Source organism: Prevotella sp. HMSC077E09 (assembly GCF_001814685.1).
GTDB lineage: Bacteria > Bacteroidota > Bacteroidia > Bacteroidales > Bacteroidaceae > Prevotella > Prevotella oris.
The window spans coordinates 406-18400 of record NZ_KV817517.1; the positions used below are offsets into that span (position 1 = coordinate 406).

10 protein-coding genes and 1 pseudogene are annotated in these 17995 nt (G+C 46.4%); 7 read left to right on the forward strand and 4 right to left on the reverse strand.

The genetic code is table 11. The annotated features are described in order from the left end of the window. Positions 1 to 610 precede the first annotated feature (610 nt). The 5 genes from HMPREF2983_RS03095 to HMPREF2983_RS03115 all read left to right on the forward strand — a co-directional run bounded on the left by HMPREF2983_RS03095 (position 611) and on the right by HMPREF2983_RS03115 (position 6416). On the forward strand, positions 611 to 1276 hold the full coding sequence (locus HMPREF2983_RS03095) for a hypothetical protein (protein WP_070666674.1): 666 nt from the start codon (positions 611 to 613) through the stop codon (positions 1274 to 1276). Then, a complete protein-coding gene (gene rpoN / locus HMPREF2983_RS03100; RefSeq protein WP_070666677.1) occupies positions 1261 to 2778 on the forward strand; it encodes an RNA polymerase factor sigma-54 in 1518 nt (505 codons plus the stop codon). Before HMPREF2983_RS03095 ends, rpoN begins: the two co-directional genes overlap by 16 nt. Positions 2779 to 3050: 272 nt before the next feature. Then, positions 3051 to 3668 carry a phosphatase PAP2 family protein gene (locus tag HMPREF2983_RS03105; protein ID WP_018920635.1) on the forward strand — a complete coding sequence of 206 codons (618 nt, stop codon included), beginning with the start codon at positions 3051 to 3053 and terminating at the stop codon, positions 3666 to 3668. 46 nt (positions 3669 to 3714) lie between these two features. Beyond that, positions 3715 to 4221 (forward strand): 5-(carboxyamino)imidazole ribonucleotide mutase, encoded by a 507-nt coding sequence (purE, locus tag HMPREF2983_RS03110; RefSeq protein WP_070666681.1) that lies wholly within the window; start codon positions 3715 to 3717, stop codon positions 4219 to 4221. Positions 4222 to 4580: 359 nt separating this feature from the next. Next, positions 4581 to 6416 carry a 4-hydroxy-3-methylbut-2-en-1-yl diphosphate synthase gene (locus HMPREF2983_RS03115; RefSeq protein WP_070666683.1) on the forward strand — a complete coding sequence of 612 codons (1836 nt, stop codon included), beginning with the start codon at positions 4581 to 4583 and terminating at the stop codon, positions 6414 to 6416. Between the two features lie 513 nt (positions 6417 to 6929). Here the strand turns inward: HMPREF2983_RS03115 and HMPREF2983_RS03125 are convergent. The 4 genes and pseudogenes from HMPREF2983_RS03125 to HMPREF2983_RS03140 form a co-directional block, all read right to left on the reverse strand. Then, positions 6930 to 7952 (reverse strand): DUF4973 domain-containing protein, encoded by a 1023-nt coding sequence (locus tag HMPREF2983_RS03125; protein WP_004372726.1) that lies wholly within the window; start codon positions 7950 to 7952, stop codon positions 6930 to 6932. A gap of 22 nt (positions 7953 to 7974) precedes the next feature. Continuing rightward, positions 7975 to 10047, reverse strand: coding sequence for a RagB/SusD family nutrient uptake outer membrane protein (locus HMPREF2983_RS03130; RefSeq protein WP_070666689.1), 2073 nt, complete (start codon positions 10045 to 10047; stop codon positions 7975 to 7977). A 15-nt stretch (positions 10048 to 10062) separates the two neighbouring features. After that, a pseudogene (locus HMPREF2983_RS03135) lies at positions 10063 to 13145 on the reverse strand (SusC/RagA family TonB-linked outer membrane protein). A 24-nt stretch (positions 13146 to 13169) separates the two neighbouring features. Next, the gene (locus tag HMPREF2983_RS03140; protein WP_070666694.1) at positions 13170 to 14654 is read right to left on the reverse strand and encodes an IPT/TIG domain-containing protein; all 1485 of its coding nucleotides are present in this window, start codon (positions 14652 to 14654) and stop codon (positions 13170 to 13172) included. A 1006-nt stretch (positions 14655 to 15660) separates the two neighbouring features. Between HMPREF2983_RS03140 and metK the strand changes: the two genes are divergently transcribed. Next, positions 15661 to 16917 carry a methionine adenosyltransferase gene (metK, locus tag HMPREF2983_RS03145; RefSeq protein WP_004372899.1) on the forward strand — a complete coding sequence of 419 codons (1257 nt, stop codon included), beginning with the start codon at positions 15661 to 15663 and terminating at the stop codon, positions 16915 to 16917. A 56-nt stretch (positions 16918 to 16973) separates the two neighbouring features. Next, complete coding sequence (locus tag HMPREF2983_RS03150) at positions 16974 to 17993, forward strand: DUF4271 domain-containing protein (RefSeq protein ID WP_070666696.1); 1020 nt, start codon at positions 16974 to 16976, stop codon at positions 17991 to 17993. The last annotated feature ends 2 nt before the right edge of the window (positions 17994 to 17995 follow it).

Consider the following 17995-nt stretch of genomic DNA (forward strand, 5'->3'; position numbering starts at 1 on the left):
AATATTCTATGATATACCGCGAAGCGGTTAGGAGCCTTCCTCCTTGTGGTTTAGGCCTCCTGTCGCAATCGATATCCGAGAATATCTAAGAATATTATGGAAGATATAAGGGACATTTGATAATAAGACAGATTGAATTTCAACACATACTTTGTCAAAAAACATCTGAAAAAAACGGGGATTGAAAAACAGGAAACAGGAAAATAAAAAGCGGAAAATATTGGAAAAGAAGATTGAAAAGGAGAGATGGCAACACAAGAATAGGAGAGTACAATTGCAACTTGACGCAAAACAGCACGCTTTTTGATGCAGATTGGTGCATGATTTGACGCAACATGGCACATAACTTGACGCAGATGACAAGGTAATCTGACGTAAATCATGAAGAGATTTAATAGAAATAACGACGTATTTTATGCAAGTATATGATTTACAAACAGTTAGAAACATCGCAAATTCTGTGCGTTTTCGGCCCGAAGAAGAGTCTCACGGAGAATACGAGAGCGTTTTGTCAAGAAGTTTTCTATTAAGAGTTATCCCTTCATTTATTTTCATTTTTGCTTTGATTTGTCTGTGATAATCTTTATCTTTGCAGAAAGATTAAAATGTCATGGCAAATCAATCTCAATGGCAGGAAGCGTATTGGTTGCCGCTATTGCAACTGTATCTCAGGAAGCCCGTGGGCATGAAACCGCTCTACTCACGGCCCATGATAGATCTTGCCCTTGAATTAAACGTTGCACCTAAGCAGCTTTACGAGCAGATGAAGATGCTCGATAAGCGGGAAACTGCCTCACTGCAGCAGCTTTGGAAACGTTTTGCCACACACCAGAAACAGCTTCGACGCGACATCGAAACCATCAGAAAGATGCGGGGATTCAATCATCCCCAGCAGTTTTATGACGGTGTCAGCCAGGAAGAAACCTGGCAAACAGACTTCCGACCGCTGCAAGTGGATGCTTCGTTGACCCCACTCCACCTGATTATCATCCTTGACCTCTATTTCCGACTGACGCCTATCACGATGGTCAGCGACACACCCGAAGTGAAGGAATTAGCCACATTGCTAAGCTTAAAACCAGAGAAAGTGGCCGAAATCATGGGGATTTTCCAACTCTGCGACCCCTACTTGAACCGCATGGCATTTGAAATGAGCGAACTCTTTGCCTCCTGTCACGACGTGTGGCAGCGCTTTGGCAACCTCAACCCCAACGAACTGGCACGCGAAGCCACACAGATGAAAGATTTTTTTAAGACATCATGGCACAGAAACTGATACAAACTCAAGAACAGAAGCTGGCACAACAGATGCGCCTTTCACAGCAACAGATGTTGCAGGTGCGCCTGCTGGAGATGCCGTTGACTGAACTTGAGGAGAACATCAACGCCGAACTCGATGATAATCCTGCCCTCGAAAAGGACGACAGTGACATGACATTGGCTGAAAACGAGGGCGAGAACGACTTTTCAGACAGCGAGGATAACGACGATTTCGACAGCATGAACGAGAAAGAAGAGCGTCAGGATGCCCTTGATGCTGCCCTTGAAAACATCGGCAGTGATGATATCATGCCCCAGACTCCCTATGCCAACAACCACGATAATGCCGATTATGAGGAGACGGTATATGGTGACACGACCTCATTTTATGACAAGCTGAAAGAGCAGATGGATATGCTCACACTCACCGACAAGGAGCATTCTGTGATGGAATATCTCATCGGAAGCCTTGATGATGACGGTCTGTTGCGTAAGGATTTGGGCAGCATCAGCGACGAATTGGCTATCTATCACAATATCGATGTGAGCGAAACAGAGATTGAAAAGGTGCTGACAATGTTGCAAGGCATGGATCCTGCCGGCATCGGTGCACGCTCCCTGCAAGAATGTCTGTTGCTCCAGGTGAAGCGAATGCGCCGGGAAGGTGGGCACAGTCCACGCCTCTTGGAGGTCATGGAGCGCATTTTCAAGGAATGTTTTGAAGCCTTCACCAAGAAACATTGGGATAAAATAAAACTGCAACTCGGCCTCAGCGACACGCAGGTGGAAATGCTTCAGCGTGAAATCCGCAAGCTCAATCCGAAGCCGGGAGCATCACTTGGCGAGACCGAAGGACGCAACATGCAGCAGATTACCCCCGATTTCATTGTCGATACGGCCGATGATGGCACCGTGAGTTTCAGCCTCAACCATGGGAATATCCCCGATTTGAAGGTCTCTCCCTCGTTCACTGAAATGGTAGATGCCTACCGAAACAACAAGGAAGGCATGAGTAGGCAGGCTAAGGAGGCGCTACTCTATGCGAAAGAAAAGGTGGCTAAGGCGCAAGGTTTCATCGAAGCAGTGAAGCAACGCCGTCAAACACTGACGCTTACCATGCAGGCTATCATCGCTTGGCAAAAGAAATTCTTCCAAGACGGAGATGAAAGCGACTTGCGCCCCATGATATTAAAGGACATCGCCGATAAGACAGGACTCGACATCTCGACGATAAGTCGCGTCAGTAATGTAAAGTATGCGCAGACCAGATGGGGCACTTTCCCCCTTCGTTTCTTCTTCACGGATGCCTATACTACCGGAGAAGGCGAGGAAATGTCAACGCGGAAGATTAAGATTGCGCTGAAAACTGTCATCGAAAAAGAGGATAAGAGTAAGCCGCTCAGCGATGAGGCATTGACCAAACTGATGAAAGAAAAAGGCTTCCCGATAGCCCGTCGCACGATTGCAAAATACAGAGAGCAGCTGAATATCCCTGTGGCGAGGTTGAGAAGAGGGTAAACAAATACCCACCCCCAGCCCCTCCCCAAGGGAGGGGAGACTAAACTTGCAGGCTATTCCATAGTAGGCATATACGCAACGATACATGTTTTGAGACATGATGAAGCAGATGAAGTAATTGACAAACAAATATATAAAGTTCCATTTTCCTCCATGCTAAAGGGTTGAAAACCTTTCATGAGGTCGTACTCCCCTCCCTTGGGGAATCGAAGGTCGCTGTTCGTTGAGCCAGCGAAACGAGGAAAGCAATGGGTTGGGGGTAGGTTTATTCTATGAAAGAAAAAGATATTATATTGGCAGCACGCATATTCAGTATGGTATTCACACCATTCTATCTTCCCATTGTGGGCCTTGCCGCGCTGTTTCTCTTCAGTTATTTAGGCCTCATGCCATTAGGATATAAACTCACAGTGCTGGGTCTTGTTTATCTGTTTACCATTCTCTTGCCCACTTATATCATACGACTCTACCGACATTATCAAGGTTGGAAGCCTTTCGACTTCATCGTGAGAGAGCGAAGAATGGTGCCCTATGTCATCTCTATCGTGTGCTATTCGGTGTGTTACTACCTCATGAGCATAGCCCATATACCTCATTTCATGGGCAGCATCCTTGTAGCTGCGGTGTTGATACAGGTGGTTTGCGCCCTCATCAATGTGTGGTGGAAGGTCTCTATGCATGAAGCGGCCATCGGAGGAGTGGCAGGTGCATTGCTCGCTTTTGCCTTTCTGTTCACCTTTAACCCTATCTGGTGGTTCTCTTTGGTAGTATTTATCTCGGGCATTGTAGGCACAAGCCGCATGATGTTGCGCCAACACACGCTGTCACAGATTGTGGTGGCATGGCTCATCGGCTTCTTCTTAGCTTTCTTCACGATATCCATGGTATAGCCATTGCTTGAAAACGAAATTATAAACGAATTAAAAACATACAATCATGACACCAATTATCAGTATCATTATGGGCAGCACAAGCGACCTTCCAGTCATGGAAAAGGCTTGCAAATGGCTCAACGACAACGAAATTCCGTTTGAGGTGAACGCGCTTTCTGCCCATCGTACGCCCGAAGCTGTAGAGACTTTCGCCCGCAATGCCAAGCAAAGAGGCATCAAAGTGATTATAGCTGCAGCAGGAATGGCAGCCGCCCTGCCCGGTGTTATCGCTGCTTCGACTCCACTTCCTGTAATCGGTGTGCCTATCAAAGGTATGCTTGACGGCCTCGATGCCATGCTTTCTATCATCCAGATGCCCCCTGGTATTCCTGTGGCAACAGTCGGAGTGAACGCTGCCCAGAATGCAGCTATCCTCGCAACAGAGATGATTGCCCTCTCTGATGAAGCCGTTGCAGCTAAGATTGACGCATGGAAAGCGAGGCTTGGAAAGAAGATTGAGAAGGCAAATGAAGACTTGAAAGAGGTGAAGTATACATATAAATGTGATTAAGAGAAGCCTCCCCCGACCCCTCCAAGGAGGGGGGGAGCGCGCTTGAGAAGCCTGCAAAGAATATCAAAAAGAGAGGAAGAACGAATCTATTAAAGTCATTGACGATTTTTAATCCCTCTTATCAGACATACAGAAACCGAGAATTTACATTTCAACATGGGCATGGATAGATACTCACGAAGGGGTAAACCTATTTTCTCTTGGTGCTAATCAATAGAGAGAACACTGCATTGCAAGAAAGCATCAGCATATAAAACAAATGAATTTAAACATCAGTATTCTGCCCATCATCCGCTAATCCGCCCTCCCCTCCCTTGGGAGGGGGCGGGGGTAGGCTTTGAATGGGCTTCTTATACATTATGAACATAGATTTATTTCAATACAAACGGCGAGAGACATCGACCGTACATATAGGTGCAATCGACATGGGAAGCGAATATCCTGTGCGTGTGCAAAGTATGACAATCACCAATACCAACGACACGGAAGCATGCGTTAAGCAGGCAGAAGAGATTATCAAAGCAGGCGGAGAACTGGTTCGTTTGACCACACAAGGCACGCGGGAAGCTGAAAATCTCAAGCCTATCAACGCACAACTGCGGGCCGACGGCTACACAACACCACTCGTGGCCGACGTGCATTTCAATCCGAATGTGGCCGATGTCGCTGCCCTTTATGCCGAGAAAGTACGCATCAATCCGGGCAACTACGTTGATCCTGCCCGCAAATTCATCAAGCAGGAATACACTGATGAGGAATATGCTGCGGAGCTGAAGAAGATAGAAGAGCGCCTCATTCCATTCCTCAACATCTGCAAGGCCAATCACACGGCCGTGCGCATCGGTGTGAACCACGGCAGTCTGAGCGACAGAATACGCAACCGCTACGGCGATACTCCCGAGGGAATTGTGGAGAGTTGCATGGAATTCCTACGCATCTTCAAGCGCGAGAAGTTTGATAATGTCGTCATTTCTATCAAGGCTTCGAACACCATAATCATGGTACGTTCGGTCAGATTATTGGTTGAAACCATGGACAAGGAGGGCATGAACTATCCGCTTCATCTTGGAGTTACCGAGGCAGGAGAGGGCGAAGACGGACGCATCAAGAGTGCCGTTGGCATCGGTGCACTGTTGGCTGACGGCATCGGCGACACCATTCGCGTCAGCCTGAGCGAAGAACCTGCGGCCGAAATCCCTGTTGCCCGCCATTTAGTTGACTATATCAACCGCCGTCAGGGACATCTGCTCGTACCGGGAACTCAGGCAAAAGCCTTCAACTGGCTACGCCCCGAACGTCGCTTCACACGTGCCGTTGCAGGCATTGGAGGCAGCAATGCACCCATAGTCATCGCTTCTTCACTGAGTGGAAACAAGCAGGAGGCCGACTACATCTATGCAGGTCAGGAACTCAAAGAGCGCAAGGAAGGTCAGAAATACATTGTCGATTATGACCAATACATGACGCTCGACGACAAAACCAATGTCTATCCTATCTTCCCTGTGACTGCCGTTCCGTTCATAGCCATGGCAAAAGCCGACTTGAAATTCCTTGTTTTGCAGTTTGGTGCACCGACAGAAGAATATCTTGCCTGCCTCAAAGCGCATCCCGAAATCGTGGTTGTCTGCATGAGTAATCACCAGAATAGACTGGCCGAACAGCGTGCCTTGGTGCATGAAATGTGGGAGAATGGCGTTTTCAATCCCGTGGTTTTCGCACAGATGTATCGTCACACAGCAGCCGAAAAGAGCGATTTCCAACTCGAAGCTGCCGCAGACATGGGGGCATTAATGGTCGACGGACTGACCGACGGACTATGGCTCATGAACGATGGCGATATTCCACAGAGCATCATCACCGACACTGCATTCGGCATTCTGCAGGCTGCACGACTTCGTACAAGCAAGACTGAATACATCAGTTGCCCGGGATGTGGCCGCACACTCTATGACCTTCGCGAAACGATTGCCCGCATCCGCGAGGCCACAAAAGACATGAAAGGCCTTAAAATCGGTATTATGGGCTGCATTGTCAATGGTCCGGGCGAAATGGCCGATGCCGATTACGGCTACGTGGGCGCAGGAGTTAACCGCGTGAGTCTTTACAGAAAGCAGGTCTGTGTGGAAAAGAATATCCCGCAGGAAGTGGCAGTAGAACATCTGTTGGCACTCATCAGAAAGGATAGGGAGAGTTGATTGGCAGACAAGTTGACGGGTTTTACAAGCATAGAAGTGGGCAGTCCACGGGGTTGAGAGACAAGGAGGGAGTTAACAAGTTGACGAGCTTACAAGTTCCAAAGTTGACACTCAATAAGATGAGTAATATCCGATGAATGGGCAGATACGAGAACATACGGCGCACATATGAATTCATATGCCACGAGGTTCTTTTGACTCCAGTTTGCAATCTGCGTCACATCAGCTTGTAACTTGATGCAGATTACCGCGTGATTTGCGTCAAAATGCACGCTAACTTGACGCATATTGCAGTGTCATCTGACGCAAATTGAAAATCCTGATAGGGAAAGCCATGCTCATCCCCCATTCAATCAGAGGATAAAGCATGGCTCTCTGGCACTACTACAACAACTATCAATCTTTTTCCTTAAAGAAGCTAAACGATACTAAGCAATCTAACCAAAGTAGAGTAGTGCCGAAGCATGTAGTTTCGTTGGATATGTTTCTGACAACCTATACAAAATGGAGACGTTACCATTCGATGGCCTGATCCTCGTCGGGGATCTGCGTGTTCAGCTGTCGTTCTAATGTCAGCGTGCCGCTGACCGACCAGTTGAACTCTGAACCGGGTGCAGAGGTGTAGTCTACATAATCATAACTGATGTTGTTGATGATTACATAGCGGTGTACAAGGTAGGGTCTTACATCATCTTTCTGTTCGATGATATGAAAAGAGGCCTGTTTGTTCACTTTCAGTTTCAGGTCATTGTTGGTAGTGTAGAAGTCTACCGTTCCCTCCTTCTCTCCGTTAAAATGGGCCATGATCTTGTATTTGGCACGGTCGGTGCGGCTCTCATCGATATCGCCGGCGTAGAAGAATATGGTTTTGTCGTCTACCACATATCCACGGATAGTGGATTTTGCCGTAGCGTTAGCCTCGTCGCCCGTAACGAAGATTTTCATCATACTGCCCGAATAGTCGCCCGAATAGTCGTTGAAAGGGAAGATGCGCAGGAGCGCCTTGGCGTAGTTCTTGCGGGGATGAGCCGTGTAGCCATAGTCCTTACCGTTTACGACAGTAAGTGGCAGCACCCATTTGTTGCTCATGTCAATGCCGTTGAAGTTGAACTTCACATTGAGCAGTCCGACGCTTTTCCCTGACGGGATTGTCACCGTGTCGGGAACGGTGGCATAATCTTTCATGTCGGTGTACCATAGTTCAGTTCGATTCAAGAAGCGGGCTTGATTGAGGATATTCAGCGTGTCGCTGTCGTGTGCTATATGCACCGTAATGTTATTGCTGTTCTGCAATGAGCCACTGACGATTACCGGCAGTTTATAAGATGAGAGACCACTGCCTTCAGTAAAAGTCTTGTCGGCATTACGGCGGCTGTAGGGCACGTAGATGTCGGTGACGCCTAATTTGCCGAGCGGTGAGCGAAAACTGATATACTGCGTATATTGCTCTTCGGTCCATTCGTCGTTACAAGCAGTAAGCGTAGCAAGTGTGCTTACTAACATTACCATATATATCGGAAGATGTTTTACTTTCATTTTTTTTTATAACTTAAAGGAGTTAATCGTTGTAGGTCCAACCGGGGTTCTGCGTCAGGCGTGAGTTATGTTTCAGTTCGCTGTGACGGATAGGCCAGAAATACATCTTGTCGGAGAAAGTGGTGCGCAGATTGTTGATAGGAATAATCTGTTGGAATTCTGCCGGATGGTTGGCATCCATCATCACGTTACATCCATAAATGCGCTGATTGAGTTCGCGTGGTGCGTCTTTCCAGCGACGCAGATCGAAATAACGCTTGCCCTCGCCCATGAATTCAATCATGCGTTCGCGTTTGATCTTGGCGCGCAAGAGGTCTTTGTTGGCATAAACATCCGTGGAATAATCGGGTACTCCGCCACGTATACGTATGGGATGTATGCCTTTCTGTATCTCGGTAATGTCACGACGAATGTTGTAAGTGGTTGCTTCGTCCCATGAGGGAATGTTGTATGTGCCATCGAGTTCGTTGAGTGCCTCGGCATAAAGCAACAGGATGTCGGCATAACGAATAGCGGGTTCGGCCCTGTCCTTGATATTCCTGTAATCTTCGCGGTCAGGAACGTCGGTGGGGTTGACATATTTTTTCACACTGATCCCCGTGCGCAGGTAGAATTGTGAGTTGTTATAGCCGTTGCCACTGCCACGATAATAGAAAGTCTGACGGTTGTGGTGGGTGCTTTCCGGATCACCTAAATACTCCCACACAGAGCCGTTATAGCCTACAGAAGCATAGAAACGCGGTTCGCGGTTGGCATATTGCAGCGACACATTAGCAGCCAACGGCTTGTATTTTCCACGCCGATAATCACGTGCTGTGGTAAATCCTTTGAGGCGTGCAGCCCCGTTTCCGCCGTTCAGTTCACTGTCTTTACCGGGGCAGTCGCTACCATCGTTCATATAATAAGCGTCTACCATCTTCTGGGTGAGACCATGTGTGTTCCAGCCGCCAAAGTCGCGTGGCATGGAATGACGTGCAAATGATTTCATGCTGTGGTTGATGCGGGTGGCATTCTGGTCTATGCGTGAGAAGATGAGTTCAGGATTGTCTTCGGGTGCGACATCTCCGTTGAATATGACACGGTAAGACTTAAAGGGATCTATATCTTTCCAGCCTGTAGGCCATCCGCTTTGAGCGAATGAGCAACTTGTTGCGGCAGGCACAATGGTAGCGGGGTCGCCCGCTGCATCTGTCGTGCTGAACGAGGCATGATAGAGGTCGTACACACCAAGCTGCATAACATCTTTGCAGGCAGCTGCTGCACGGGCCCATTTCTCTTCTTTATAGTCAGCGTTGAGCAGTACTCGCCCCTTGTCGTCTACCAATTGCTTGGCATAGGCATCGCTGTTTCCGTTGGCCAGTGGGCTGGCAGCGTAGGTCAGTGCAAGGGCGCGTGTGGCTAAGCAGGCACCCTTTGTGGGGCGTGCGATGTTTTCTCCGTCGCGCTTGGTGTATTGTATTTCCTTGGCAGCCTGCACCATTTCACGGCTGATATAGTTGGCCACCTCTTCGTAGGAACTGCGCGGAGTGGCAATCTGTTCGTAACTTTTGGTGTAGTCAACACCTTCATCGGGCATGATAGGCACCGGACCATAGCGGCGGAGCAACAGCCAATAGAAATAAGCGCGCACAAAACGTGCCTGTCCCTTGAAGTCGAGCCGTTCTTTTTCGGTCATTTCATTGTTCCTGTAGATATTGGCAATGAATACCGAGGCCTGATAAATGCCCCTGTAACACATCGTCCAGCCGTCGTTAAAGTCGTTTTCGTCGTATTCGCCTTGCATGAACGTGTTGTACGAAAGTTCATTGGCTTCCTTGGAGTCGTAGTTGACATCGCGGTCGCCATAGTACATGTCGTCGGCAAAGGTAAACGAATTGGTTTCTCTCTCCTTGCCAACAACGTCGGCATTTTCGTCTTTCAAGAACGAATAAGCGTAAGCAAGCCATTGCTGGGAGCGTACTCTGCTGGAGAAAACCTTTTCTATGGTGAGGCGGTCTTCGAAGTATTTGTCAGAATCCAGATAGTCACTGCAGGAAGAAAAGAGCGTTCCGATGCCCAGCGCTAACGTTATCAGGGTGATATTTTTATGTTTCATGATGTGTGTCTGTAATTATAAACTGATTTGTATACCTGCTGTGAGCGAACGGGTGATAGGGTATATCTGCCCCCGCTGGCTGCTGTCGAGTTCGGGATCCCACAGCTTGAAGGGTGACCAAGTGATGAGGTTCTGTCCCGAAATGTAGATGCGCACACTCTCTAAGTGTATGGTGTTGACCATGGGTTTAGGCAGGGTGTAGCCGATATCAAGATTCTTCAAGCGCAGGAAACGGCCGTTGCGCAGCCAGAAACTGGATGACTGTTGATTATTGAGGTTATAGCCGTAACTCAAACGAGGGTATGGGGCATTGGGATTTTCGGTTTCCTTGGTACCTGATATATCGGATGAAATCCAACGGTTGTCGGTTATTCCTTGCAGAATGTTCCCCCAACGACCATCTCTGAAGGCATTAACTGCCCCACTATTGATAAGGAATGTGTATTTTCCTGCACCCTGGAAGTGAAGGTTAAGGTCGAACCCGCGCCAGCTGACAGATGCTCCAAGGCCATAGATGAGACTCGGGGTATCGGTTGCCCCTATAGCAACGCGGTCGCCATCATCTACGATACCGTCGCCGTTGACATCCTTATACTTGATGTCACCAGGCTGAACGGTTCCCCAACTCTGTTTGGGTGAGTTGCGAATATCGTCGTAGTCACGAAACAGTCCTAATGCAATAAGGCCTCTTTGCTGATTAACCCGGTAGCCTTTTCCATACTGGTAGGCATAGACGTTATTTTCTTCGTCGCGTTCCAAGATGGTATTTTTGCTGTACGTGATGTTCCCACGCACTGTCCAGTTTATCTCTCCGATGTGGTCTTTATATTGAAAATTGCCGTCAAAACCCTGAGATTTTACAGCTCCTACATTTGCCCATGGATAGCTTTCAAGTCCTGTGATGTCGGGTAAGAACATGCGCTGTATGAAGATACCCGTTCGCTTCTCATGGAAATAATCCATCGTGAGCGAGAACTTGTTGTCGAATGCCACGAAATCAAAGCCGAAATCAGTTTTGCGTGCAACCTCCCATGTGACGTTTGGTGATGCCATCTGGGTATAATGTATTCCGGGTATGGTCCCTGAAGAGAGATTCGAACCCCAGTTGTAGCCTATGTTCGGCGTGTAGTCGAGTGTGTAGAGATAAGGGAATCTTCCCATATTGTCGTTACCCACTTTACCCCATGAATAGCGTAGTTTGAACATATTAAGCCATGGCAATGCCTTCTTGACGAGTGGCTCTTCAGCTACATTCCATGCTAAGGAGAAAGCGGGGAAGAAGCCGTAGCGGTGATGATCGGCAAAGTTCTCTGAGCCGTTGTAGCCGAAGTTGAAATCGATGAAATAGCGTAGTGCATAGTTATAGGTCAGCTGTCCGGCAAGTCCTTGGTTCCTTTTACTCACAGAATTCTTGATGTCTGTGCCGATATTCCGTGTCTGTATCCGCTCGTCTTGTGTAAAGCGGCTGACTGCACTGAAGTTGTGTAGCTTGTCGAAAGTGCGATCCCAACGCAACAATGCCTCCAGAAACTCGTGGCGCGAACCATCTCCGCCTGACGTTTGGCTCATGGAAGTCTCTTCAAACAGTTTGTCCCAGATGATGTTGCCCTGTGAGTCGCGGCTGTTGGCACGATACATGGCTGGCCAAAGGCGATAGTAGATGTGGTTGCTGTTATAAGTATCATACCCAAATCGGCCCGTAAATGAGAGGCCTTTGGTAATAAAGTCCAACTTTTGTTCTACGGTTACATTTGTCTGTATGTTATTGTCCCATTCTTCGTTGTATCCTGTACGTGTGGATGAAACCCAGGGATTCATTTGATGGATATTGTTTCCATAGGCCGGAACATAACCATTGGAATAAAGAACAGGAGAGCTAAGGGCATTGAAGCCAAAGAGTTCGCTCCACAGGTATTGGTCGCCGAGACCGGGACTGTTGCGTTTGTTGAGATTGCCCGACACACCCAACTTGATGATTGTCATCGGAGTAACATCTATATCCACATTCATGCGGTAGTTCCAGCGTTTGTAATTGGCATTAGTGTCGTATTTTTTACGTAGTGTTTCGTCGGTGTTATACATGCCTTGATCTTCCACATACGATAGTGAAACAAAATAACGGGCCGTGTTTCCACCCCCACTCATACTCAAATCAGCCCGATAACTCATAGCCCCGTTTTTGAGCAGCAGTTTTGACCAGTCTACGTTAGGATAGAAATCGGGATCCAATCCCGATCTGATAAGTGCTAACTCTTCGGGTTGATACTGTGGCGCAAGGTTACGGGTTACACGTGCCTCATTGAGCAGGTTAGCATACGTGGGTGCATCTATAAACTTCGGCGTAATGGTTCGAGTGTTATACGAAGCCTCGCCTTTTACATTGATGTTTATCTTTCCGGCTTTACCGTGCTTGGTAGTAATAAGAATTACACCATTAGCACCTTTCGAACCATAGATAGCTGTTGCCGAAGCGTCTTTCAACACAGAGAAACTCTCAATATCTTCTATATTCAGGTCATCGATGTTATTCCGCTCAAAGCCATCTACAAGTATCATTGCAGAGGCACTGGCTCCAAAGGTTGAAATACCGCGGACCCAGAAGCGCGATGTACTTTTACCCGGCTGCCCTGATGACTGCATGGCAATGATGCCTGGAACGTTGCCCGCCAAAGCATTAGTGAAGTTTGATGAGGGGAATTGTTTCATCTGCGATACGTCTACATTGGTGATGGCTCCAGTCACCGTAAGCTTCTTTTGTGTGCCGAGACCAGTGACGACAACTTCATCAATGGCGTTTGTCTTTTCTTCTGACATCTGTACGTCGATTACTTTTTGTCGCCTTTAACCAGCACACTCACGGGCTTGTAACCAATGTAAGAGAACACCAGCGTGTGATATTGCTGTATCTTGATGTTATATTTTCCATCAATATTGGTGATAGTACCCAGTCCCTTGGCATCTTTCACGGTGACACTGACACCGATGAGGGCTTCTCCTGCAGCATCGGTCACGGTTCCCGAGATATTCAGCTGTTCCTGTGCTAATGCATTAAACACGATGCAGCACGACATCCAGAATAATATGAATAGTTTTTTCATTGTCTTGTTGCCCTAATTGGCGTTTTATTTTTCCATTGAAATAGTGCGTATCTTGCGTCCTTTGGTATCAAGGATGTAGAATGTATTACTCTTTTCATCGTAGGCAATACCTGTAGGACTATTAAAACGAGCCACTTCTCTTAGGTCGCCATCTTCTGTTCCCCACATGTTGCCATCGCCAGCTTGCGAAGAAGTGCCACGCCCTGCATATGTGCGGATGATTCCATCTGGCGTAAGGTAGCGTATGCAGTGGTTATTGTTATCGCAGAAGTAGAAGTCGTACACGTCATCACGATTCTCTGCTACATATTGTTTGTTTTTTACGAAGCAACCCTGATAGGGTCTGTTTACGCGCGCTCCCGTACCGACGCCGTCTACCCAACCGTTGTTTCGTGCCTGTCCTGCCACAACGTACGGTGGAGCAAAACTTTTAGTAGCCTCATTATAGTCGGAACGGAGTATGTAATGTTTATTAATGACAGCGATGTAGCAGTACTTACCCGTAGGATGAATGAAAATCTTAAACTCCCAACTAACATCTTGAATAGTGAATAACTCTTTAAAATTACCATCGGTCCAATTGGGATACCACGTTCCACCACTGGTAACGGTATTGAAGTAATTGTCCATATTGAGGCGGAACACCTGTCCACGCTCATAGCTGTTGAAGTAAAGTTCTCCGTTTATGGGATGTACGGCTGCCCCATTACATTGTTTATATGCAGCCAAGATCTGCGATTTAGAGTCATCGGTGAAAGTGCCGTCGCTGTTTCGCTTCACAATCCACACACTGGGACTCTGCAGCTGACGGTCATCGCGGTCGGTAGAGATGAGCATATATTGTCCGTCATGCGAGAAATCAATAGAACGTAACCTCTGGTTATCAAACTTAGACATAAAAAGGATAGTTTTTACCTCTTTCTTTTCTAAGTCGAGCGCTTGTATACCGTGCGCGTTTTCATCATAAACGACGTATAAAATGTTAGGATATAGTGGGTCGAAAGTAAGGCAGCCTTCACCGGCAAATCCCGTGGCCGTCTTGAAAGGACCGTCATGCCATCCTTGATCATCGAATTGGTTACGTATGCCGCTAAGTGTTCCCACAACCATCTTTCGTTCGTAATTAAATTTACTGCCGGCAGTAGCACTCTGTTCATTGGCTGTTTTGCCGCCAACAGATACCACAACCTCGCCCGTATAGGCTTTGGCCGGTACCAAACAGTATAGGCAATCGCCTTTAACATTAATAAGAACGGCCCGATGTCCACCAAGGGTAACTTTGACATTGGCTGTGTCGTTCCCGAAATTACTGCCATATACGACCAATTTCTGGTCAGCTCCGCCCGCCTTGGGAACAAAGTCTGTTACAGTTACGGGGCGGCCGGGATCATACTTCCCGGAAGAATCGTCAACATTGTCACTTCGGCATGCTGACATTAAGGTGGCACAAAACAGCAAAGTTGCCCATACGGATTTTCGGGCATAGATGCTTAGATTATTTTTCTTCATAGATATATTGTTTTTTTATTCCTCTTTTTATTTCACGGTATTACACCCTCCATAAGGGTCACTGTTCCGATACATTTATGTGGAAAATTCATCGGCAAAGTTAGTGAGAAATGAATTATTGCAATAAAACAAACCGTTCAAAAGATAAAAAAAACAGGGCATTTAACTGTTTTTTTTACTGGAAAATGTAGGAAAAGATACACAAATATAAATATTATTCATTAAACAATACTTGCATGAAATATGTTTTCAACAGGTTTAAAATATCAATTAAAAGAGTAGTATCATTAGTGTAATCTGAATTGTGTTAAGTCTCTGTCCTCTGTTTTTACTCTCAGGTGAAAGACGTATTTTTAAATTATGTTCTCTATAAGAGAAACTCTTCTGTCAACAAAGCCATATGACTTCATATCAGTTTCCAAATTTTATTGCCAATTGCAGTGAGATAAGGCTCAGTTAACCTACAGCATAACTCGCTTATAGCTGACGTTTCATTAGGTTAGATAGATCAATTTCTTGAGTGCTATGCCAGAGGGAGAATATACCTTTATTTTAATTATCTTACGTAATCAGATGTTAGTACTTTTTGACAGTGTTGGTTGTATAGATGATACTTCTTATCATATTAATTTAATCTAAAATGATTTGCAATTTTATCTTTAAAAGTATATTCTCATCCTCATCTTCCTACACTCTTTCCTTTATTTTCCACTTTCATTTGAAAAGTTACTTACACAAATTCCATCATTATATTCAGACATAAGGCTACAAAATGGAGGTTTATTCCACTTCTTCTTCCCTGCATTCATCTCGTTCTTTTTCTCTCTCTATAATTTTGTTATATCGGGATTTATGCGTAACTTTGCACCTGATTAATATATTAAGTGTAACATTTGTGGAAGAATTTGGCTGCTTGCAACCACATAAAAAAATGCTAAAACTGCAAAATCCCCCTCAGATTTTACGGTTACTTGGTGTTATTCCACGCTAAAAAAGTAATGGAAAAATGAGTTATCTATTTTCTTCAGAGTCGGTGTCAGAAGGACATCCTGATAAGGTTTCCGACCAGATTTCAGACGCTTTGCTTGACCAGTTTCTCGCTTATGACGAGCAATCTCACTGTGCCATAGAGACATTCTGCACCACAGGACAGGTGGTTATAATGGGTGAAGTGCGGTCAAAAGAGTACATTGATCTGCAAAATATTGCACGAAACACTATCAAGAAGATTGGCTATACTAAGGCCGAATATCAGTTTGATGGTAATTCTTGTGGCATTCTTACGGCTATTCACGAGCAGAGTGATGACATTAACCGCGGTGTGAGCCGTGAGAATGAAGACGAACAGGGTGCCGGTGACCAGGGTATGATGTTTGGTTATGCAACGAATGAAACGGAGAACTACATGCCGGTTTCACTCTATCTGTCGCATTTGCTGATGAGTACGTTGGCCGATATCCGCCGTGAAGGGAAGCAAATGACTTATCTGCGCCCCGACTCCAAGAGTCAGGTGACGATAGAATACAGCGATGCCGGCATTCCACAACGCATTGACACGATTGTCGTGAGCACGCAGCACGACCCGTTCATGGACGATGATGAGGCGATGCTGGCCAAGATACGTGAAGATGTTATCAATATTCTCGTGCCACGCGTAAAGGCACAGTTGGGTGAGAAAGTACTGGCGTTGTTCAATGACAACATTAAATATTTCGTCAATCCTACGGGTAAGTTTGTCATCGGTGGGCCTCACGGAGATACGGGGTTGACGGGACGCAAAATTATTGTCGACACATATGGTGGCAAGGGAGCACATGGAGGAGGTGCTTTCTCGGGTAAGGATCCATCGAAAGTCGACCGTTCGGCAGCCTATGCAGCACGTTATATTGCCAAGAATATGGTAGCTGCAGGCGTGGCCGATGAAATGCTTGTGCAGCTTGCTTATGCCATTGGTGTGGCCCAACCTGTCAGCGTCTATGTCGACACTTATGGGCGCAGTAATGTCAAGATGAGCGACAGTGAGATTGCAAAGAAGGTACAGGAGATGTTTGATTTGCGTCCACATGCCATTGAACGTACTTTGAAACTGCGCCAGCCCATGTATCTTGAAACAGCTGCCTACGGTCATATGGGACGTAAGAATGAGGTGGTCAGGAAGACGTTCACCAGTCGCTATCATGAGCAGAAGACTATCAATGTGGAGCTGTTCACATGGGAGAAACTCGACCGTGTGGATGAAATTAAACGCGCATTCAATCTTTAACAGCATATAAGAAGGACGGATAGCGTGGCTTTCCGCCCTTTTTTCATAGCATCAAAATGAGACAACAAGAGGATTCTATCGCAAGTGTAGAGATACAACAAGACCTGCAAGGTGCAGCCGCTCGCGTGCACAAGCAGCCCACTCCGGCTGAAGTCATCGGTTGGTTACCCAAGAATGCTACGCCCGAACAGCAGGATTCTGCCGTTCAAGCACACATCAAACCCAGCAAGATTACATGGAGTGAACGTCCTGATACACTTCATCTGCCGGGTCATTCCGTTGGTAGAAGCTGGCGCGATGTGAGTCTTCCACGTTATTACAAAGAGTCGTTTTTCTCGAAATCTCCACTCTTCCATCCTGAACAACCTGGTGGACGAATGGGCGTTGCCGGTGATCCTGTGCCTTATTCTGTGGCTTCCGACAATGTCATCACGGGTATTCTGCTTGCTTGTTTCATTCTTGTTATGGTGGCCTACACCAAGTCGAAGCGTTTCATTCAACGTCAGGCAAAGAACTTTTTCTATGTGCAGTATGGTGAAACTACCGTCATTTCAGAGACTTCGAACGAGCTTCGTTTCCAGTTCTTCCTCATGCTACAGACTTGTCTGCAACTCTCTTTGCTGTTCTTTTTCTATACGCGTGCCGCCATCAGTGATACGTTTATCATCGAGCAGTACAAGGTAATCGGATGGTTTGCAGGTGGAATTCTGGTCTATTTCCTACTGAAAATTCTGGCCTATACGATTATAGACCTGACGTTTTTCGACTCGAAAAAAAATGAACAATGGCTGAAGTCTTACCTCTTTATCATATCAATAGAAGGATTGTTGATTTTCCCCGCCGTGATGCTTGTAGCTTACTTCGGTCTTGAACTGCAGCATGCTATGATTTATTCCATTATCATCATCGTTTTGCTTAAAATCCTTTCGTTCTACAAGACCAATCTTATCTTTTTCAGACAAAATGGCAGTTTTCTGCAGAATATTTTGTACTTTTGTGCGCTTGAAATAACGCCGTTGATTGCATTATGGGGCACATTGGCGATGATCAATGGATATTTGAAAATCAATTTTTAAGA

Bases quoted from the DNA above. Each gene is read 5' to 3' on its own strand.
- rpoN (WP_070666677.1), top strand. From the start codon at position 1,261: ATGGCACAGAAACTGATACAAACTCAAGAACAGAAGCTGGCACAACAG.
- purE (WP_070666681.1), top strand. From the start codon at position 3,715: ATGACACCAATTATCAGTATCATTATGGGCAGCACAAGCGACCTTCCA.
- metK (WP_004372899.1), top strand. From the start codon at position 15,661: ATGAGTTATCTATTTTCTTCAGAGTCGGTGTCAGAAGGACATCCTGAT.
- HMPREF2983_RS03115 (WP_070666683.1), top strand. From the start codon at position 4,581: ATGAACATAGATTTATTTCAATACAAACGGCGAGAGACATCGACCGTA.
- HMPREF2983_RS03105 (WP_018920635.1), top strand. From the start codon at position 3,051: ATGAAAGAAAAAGATATTATATTGGCAGCACGCATATTCAGTATGGTA.
- HMPREF2983_RS03140 (WP_070666694.1), bottom strand. From the start codon at position 14,654: ATGAAGAAAAATAATCTAAGCATCTATGCCCGAAAATCCGTATGGGCA.
- HMPREF2983_RS03095 (WP_070666674.1), top strand. From the start codon at position 611: ATGGCAAATCAATCTCAATGGCAGGAAGCGTATTGGTTGCCGCTATTG.
- HMPREF2983_RS03130 (WP_070666689.1), bottom strand. From the start codon at position 10,047: ATGAAACATAAAAATATCACCCTGATAACGTTAGCGCTGGGCATCGGA.
- HMPREF2983_RS03150 (WP_070666696.1), top strand. From the start codon at position 16,974: ATGAGACAACAAGAGGATTCTATCGCAAGTGTAGAGATACAACAAGAC.
- HMPREF2983_RS03125 (WP_004372726.1), bottom strand. From the start codon at position 7,952: ATGAAAGTAAAACATCTTCCGATATATATGGTAATGTTAGTAAGCACA.